This window comes from Streptomyces sp. NPDC005574 (assembly GCF_040605435.1).
Taxonomy (GTDB): Bacteria; Actinomycetota; Actinomycetes; order Streptomycetales; family Streptomycetaceae; genus Streptomyces.
This window is the reverse complement of record NZ_JBEXCW010000191.1, coordinates 1-6,235: the sequence shown is the minus strand read 5'-3', so window position 1 is coordinate 6,235 and position 6,235 is coordinate 1. Positions and strand designations below refer to the sequence as shown.

The following is a 6,235-nucleotide window of genomic DNA, read 5'->3' as shown; positions in this document are numbered from 1 at the left end:
ACGACACCGCGTCCACGAGCAGCCCCTCCCGGCGATCCGACCAGACAGATGATCATGCCACCGGCGAGGGCTCCCGCTCAACCTGACAATGCCCGATTTCTGACTGGAGTATTAAGGCGGTGTGGTTTTTTGGTGGTGGCTTGTGGTGTCAAGGGTTTTGCCGGTTGGTGTTGTGGGTGGTGGGGGTTTTGAGTTGTGAGTACTCAGCTGTATTCGGGTTGTGTGGCCGTATTCTGCTGGCTGTCAGGGGTATGCCGTGTGATGTGCGGTGTGTCTTTGGTGGATTGTTGTGGCGTGTTGCATGGGCCTGGTTGTTCTCGTGTAGGGGGCGGGTGGGTCCTGTTGTGGCATGTCTGAATAACGATAAGTGAATCGAGGGAATGTTTGTATGCGTGTTTATGGTAGGGGTCGGGGGCGGTCGCCGTCCCGGTGGTTGACGGCGGTTACTTCGTGTGCGGTGGTGGCGGCGGTGGTTCCGGCATTGGTTCCGGCGTCGGCGTTTGCGGCTGGGGGTGTGCCGGTGCCGAAGCATGCGTTGAAGTTGCCGAGTACCTCGTTGGCGAAGGCGGATGAGTCGGGGTTTTTGCCGGGGTCGGCGGGGGTGTCGCGGACGGGTGCGTTCACGTACAGGATTGGTTTGGATGTTCCGCGGGGCCGGTTGGGGATGCAGCCGGATCTGGGGTTGTCGTATGCGAGCGGGGGTGGGGAGGGGTCGCTTGGTTTGGGGTGGTCGTTGGCGGGTTCTCCGTCGGCGATCACGCGGTGTGGTGATGCCCGGGATACGGAGGGGGATCGTAGTGGGGTGTATTACGACCGGCGGGACAAGTTGTGCCTGAATGGGCAGAAGCTGATTTCGCTGGGCGCCTCGGAGCCGGGTCGTAGTGGTGATTACGGGGATGAGGGAACGGAGTACCGTACCGAGGGCGGTGGTTTTGCAAAGATAATCTCGACGAATGCGTCGGGGAATCTGAATGAGGGTCCGGACACGGTGGTCGTGGCGGACAAGGACGGGCGCATTTCCACGTATACCGCGCAGATAGGTGTGCGGGTGGATGAGACGTTGCGTTTGCACCATGAGTCTCCGACGTTGGGAGACAAGGTGTGTGTGATGACGGAGGATCCGTCCCCGAAGCCGTCGGGAACGGCGAAGCCGAGCCCGGGACCGACGTTCACCCCTCAGCCGACGGACGCGTGTTATTACAAGCGGTCGTGGGAGGATACGCAGAAGCTGGAGACGGGGTCGACCAAGGAGTCGACGCCGCGGGTTGCCTGGCTGCTGACGAGTGTGAAGGACCCGTCGGGCAACGAGATGCGGTATTCGTACAACAAGACGGTGGATTCGAGTCCGGGGAATGAGTTCCTGGTCTCGAAGATTGCGTATACGTATGGTCCCGGGGGCCTGGACGCGGCCCGGTATGTGCAGTTTGATTACGAGAATCGTGCGGATACGTCGTTCCGTTATGTGAATGGGGTGCGGTATGCCTCGACGCAGCGGCTGAAGACGGTCAGCATGTTCGCGCCTAATCCGGGGGCGACGGCGCTGGTGCGCCGGTACAACCTGTCGTACGAGCCGATCGGGACGGGTGCGGGGCTGCGGTCGCGGAGCATGCTGTCGCAGGTCCAGATGTGTGGCTCGGCGGCTGGGTGTGCGCCGGCGAAGCGGTTCACCTGGTCGGGGTCGGTGAAGCCGTCGTTCACCTCGGCGTCGGTGGGCGGGTTGAGTGTGAACACCAATCCGGCGGCGGTGACGCCGCCGAGTGAGCACGTCGCGGACCTGAATGGTGATGGTTTGGACGATCTGGTGCTCAATCCGGGTGCGGACGGCCTGAATCCGGTGGCCACGGTCCGGCTCGGGTCGCGGAATACGACGTCGGGGGCGGCGTCGCCGCTGTCGCAGACGCATGCCATCGACCAGTCGACGGGCTGGCCGTCGGGCGGGAACCTGCGCGATACCCGGCCGGTGGATGTCGACGGGGATGGGAAGACGGAACTCGCGGTCGCCGATACGGTCAGCGGGTTGCAGACCGAGGCGCGGATCCTGCACTGGGATGGGTCGAACGACCGGTTCGACGACACGGGCGTGCATCTGCCGCTGGGTACGAAGTTCACCGATGTCAATCCGGCGTTCAGTGATTTCGCGGATGTCAACGGGGATGGGCTGCCGGACTTTGTGGCCGCGCGGAAGACCACCGTGGACGCCGACAAAGATGATCTTTCGGTGGCGTTGAACAAGGGGGACGGCACGTTCGCGGCGCCGGTGTCGACCGGGTCTACGCACAATCCGACGCGGACTCCGTGGTCGGGGCGGTGTCCGGGCAGCCGGGTCGCCGACGTCGACGGGGATGGCCGGGCGGATGTGCTGGTGGACCGGGAGGTCCTGGCCGGTGAGCCGAACGAGGAAGAAGACCCTGGTGGACAGGTGCACACCGCCAGTCCCATCGTGTGTGGGGTCAACCAGGGCACGGTCGCGTTGAGCGCGGGCGATGACGGCAAGCTGACCGAGCACAGCGGGGGTGCTGGCCTGTCCCGGTACGCGCCGCTGAATTCGCAGCGCAAGGAGTGGACCGACCACATCTTCCACTGCCCGGGTATCGCGGCGGGCCCGCTGCCGGTTCCGATCTGTTCGAAGGTGACGCCTCAGGTAACCGATGAGACGCATCCGAACGCGTTGTATGGGGTCAAGACGGTCCAGGGCGACTTCAACGGGGATGGCCTGCCGGACACGCTGATGCTGCCCAATCCCGGGGATGCGCCGTGGTTGCATTATTCGGGTGAGAACGATCCGGGTGTGATCTTGTGGGGGACCGGGGTGGGCCAGCACTGGGATGGCACGCATGTGACTATTCCGCGGGACAAGCTGGCCGATCTACGGGTCGATGATGTCAACGGCGATGGCATGGATGACATCGTCTCCTTCTACAACGATTCGCTGCAGGCTGCCGATGCCGATGGCGACGGACGCTATGAGACCGTTTCGGCGGGCGGCACCGACCATGTGGCGGTGCTTTTGGCGCAGGGCGGCAACCGCGGGTTCGTTGAGGATGATCTGGGGCAGGTCAGTGCCGGTGTGGCGGCGCCGAATGTGGGTCGTGCGCTGTCGCAGCTGGGTGACTTCAACGGTGACAACCGGGTGGACCTGGTCGAGGCGACCGGTGACGGGCACCTGAAGGTCCTCACCCAGGATGCCTCGGAGCCGGACCGGATCATCAAGGTCGGTGACAAGGACGCGTCCTGGGACCGGGAGGTGGTGGAGTACTCCAACGATTTCACCGACCGGCCGCAGGACGAGGCCGGCCACGCCTGTGACGCGCCGCTGGTGTGTGTCAAGCGGGGCATGCCGGTAGTACGCAAGCTCACCTCCCGGGAGAACGCCTTCCAGTCGGGTGACCCGTCGGTGGTGACGTTCTACGACTACGCCGATCCGGTCGCGCACCGGCGCCAGGGCTTCCTCGGGTTCGGTACGGTCCACTCCTGGACCCCGTCCCGGCCCCGGCAGGTGACCACAAAATACGATGTGCGCACCAGCCTGGATGGTGGGCATCACTATCCGTTCGCGTCGATGCCGCACGAGGTGACCACCGTCACCCCGATCCTGACCCCGGGCCAGGTGACCGCGCAGCCCGGCACGGTCAAGGCACGGATCAGCCGGACGTTCTCCAGCCCGACCTTCCGTGTGCTGGGGGACAAGCGGTTCGCGGTCTTCCCCCACGACGGCAGCGGTACCACCTGGGAGGACGGCAGTGTGTCGGTGGACTGGGCCACCAGCCTGGCCGGCAGCGGACACGATGTGACGCGTCTGACGCAGGTGGATGACCCGGGCCAGGGGCAGAAGACCCATCACACGCATACGTCGAGCACGTATGACGATTACGGCAACCTCACGCATCAGCGCACCGAGGTGACCGGTGGCACCACCACGGATACCGCCACCAGCTACGACCTGTCCCAGCAGCGGCAGGCAGACTGGCTGACCGGCCTGCCGGACACGGTGACCGCCACCGCGTGGGAGCCGGGCGCGGACACCAGCGACCCCGCCAAGGGCGTCACCCGGCATGTCGCCTCGACGTTCGACGGCAAGGGCAGGCTGCAGTCGGTGACCCATGAGAAGGGCAACGCCGATACGTCGCTGACCGACACCACCACCTACACCCTGGACCACGGCCAGGCCGACGGCCCGGGCGTGCTCACCCAGATCACCGAGTCGGCCGCCGGCCGGCCGGATGGGGTCACCCACCTGGAATACAGCCTCCCACCGATCGGGAACCCCGCGGATCCGGACTACTTCCCCGGCGGCCAGCCGTTCCCCGGCCAGCCCGAGGAGGAGATCGACCCGGTCCAGACCTGGACGGAGCACACCGACACCGCCACCACCTACCGGCCCTCTCAATGGCAGGCCATCCACCCCGCATTCGGCGTGAGCGTGGCCACCGAAGACATCAACGGGATGAACACCGCCACCACCCTTGACGACCTCGGACGGGTGGTCCACACCCAAGCCGATGGCACCCGGCCCACAGACATCACCTACGCCAGCAGTTTCGAGACCGGCGGGGGCCGCAACGGCTCCACCGTGACCGCCACCACCGGCCAGCGTGTGTCCACCGTGGTGAGCGACACCGCGGGCGCTACCCGCAAGGCCAGCGGTCCCGGCTTCGACGGCACCAAAGTCGTCGCCCGCAGCGACTACGACCGGTTCGGCCGGCAGACCTCGCAGACCCGACCGACGTTCTCCGCCAACAACCCGCCCACCGCCTCCACGGTGTTCGACTCCCTCAACCGGCCGGTCGACACCACCGGATACAACGGCAAACACACCACCGCCGACTACGACTTCACCGCCTCCACCACCACTTCAACCGACCCGCTCGGACACACCAGCACCATCACCAGCGACGAAGACGGCCGTGTGCTGACGACCGAGGCACCCTTCACCGACGCCAAGAAGACCAAGCGGACCGCCAGCACTTCCTATACCTACGCCCCGTTCGGTCTGGTCGCCACGGCCACCACCCATCAGGGCAAGTCCGACATCACCATCGGCCACGACTACGACGTACGCGGCCGGGAGATCCACACCACCGACCCCGACCGGGGCGACCTGACCACCACCTACTACGGCACCGGTCTCATCCACACCCAGACCCACGACGGCACCGGCAACACCCAGAACAAGGCCACCTACAGCTACGACGACCTCGACCGGCCCACCGCCATCGAGGACACCGACGGCCAGACCGGCAGCAGCAAGGACACCACCAGCTACACCTGGGACACCGCGCCCGGCGGCAGCGGCCAACTCGCCGAGGCCACCTCACCCGACAGGATCACCACTCACTTCGGCTACGACGACATGGGCCACCCCACCCAGACCTCCTATGAGGACAAAACCGTCAGCCCGTCGGTCACCTACACCACCACCACCCACTACGACCCCACCACCGGCCTGCCGGACGCCGTCACCTACCCGCAGGTCGGCAACCACGTCCTGTCCGTCAAGAACGTCTACAACGCCTACGACAACCTCAAGGACGTCACCGACGTCAGCGCCGGCAGCCCGGGACAGACCCTGTGGCACACCGTGTCCCGCAACGCCGACCAGGCCCTGACCGGCGCCTCCCTCGGCCCGGCCGGCTCCCTGACCCTGGAGCGCACCTACGACCCGGACACCGGCCAGGTCAAGACCATGACCGCCACCAACAACGCCACCACCACACCCACCACCGTGGAAAACCTGAAATACACCTACGGTGACACCGGCCTGGTGAAAGAGAAGGACGACCTCACCGCCAGCCCCACCCGCAGCGACGCCTACGGCTACAACGAGATCAACGAACTCACCGGCTGGGACCTGAGCGACAACAACCAGACCCACAGCACCGGCTACGACTACGACGAGGCTGGCAACCTCACCTCCATCACCACCGGCACCACCACCAAAACCCGCACCTACGGTCAGCCCGCCGGCTCCGCAACCACCCTGCCGCGGACCCTGACCAGCTACACCACCGGCGCAGCCGGCTCAGGCGCGGTCGAGACCTACCACCACGACGGCCAGGGCCGCCAAACCTCCACCACCAACGAAGCAAACACCACCACCCGCGCCATCACCTACACCCCCTTCAACCTCCCCCACACCATCACCACCGGCGGGAAAACCACCACCTTCGCCTACGACGCCTTCGGCACACGCATAAAGAAGACCGGCGGCGCCGACGGCACCGTCCTCACCATCCCC

At 65.7% G+C, this 6,235-nt stretch carries 1 protein-coding gene and 1 pseudogene; both read left to right on the top strand.

Annotation, left to right across the window (positions count from 1 at the left end):
- Positions 1 to 388 precede the first annotated feature (388 nt).
- Positions 389 to 751: pseudogene (locus ABZT03_RS42580) on the top strand (SpvB/TcaC N-terminal domain-containing protein); the annotation flags it as partial.
- A gap of 243 nt (positions 752 to 994) precedes the next feature.
- Positions 995 to 6,235: FG-GAP-like repeat-containing protein (locus tag ABZT03_RS42575; RefSeq protein ID WP_356049486.1), on the top strand; the 5,241-nt coding region annotated here is incomplete at its 3' end.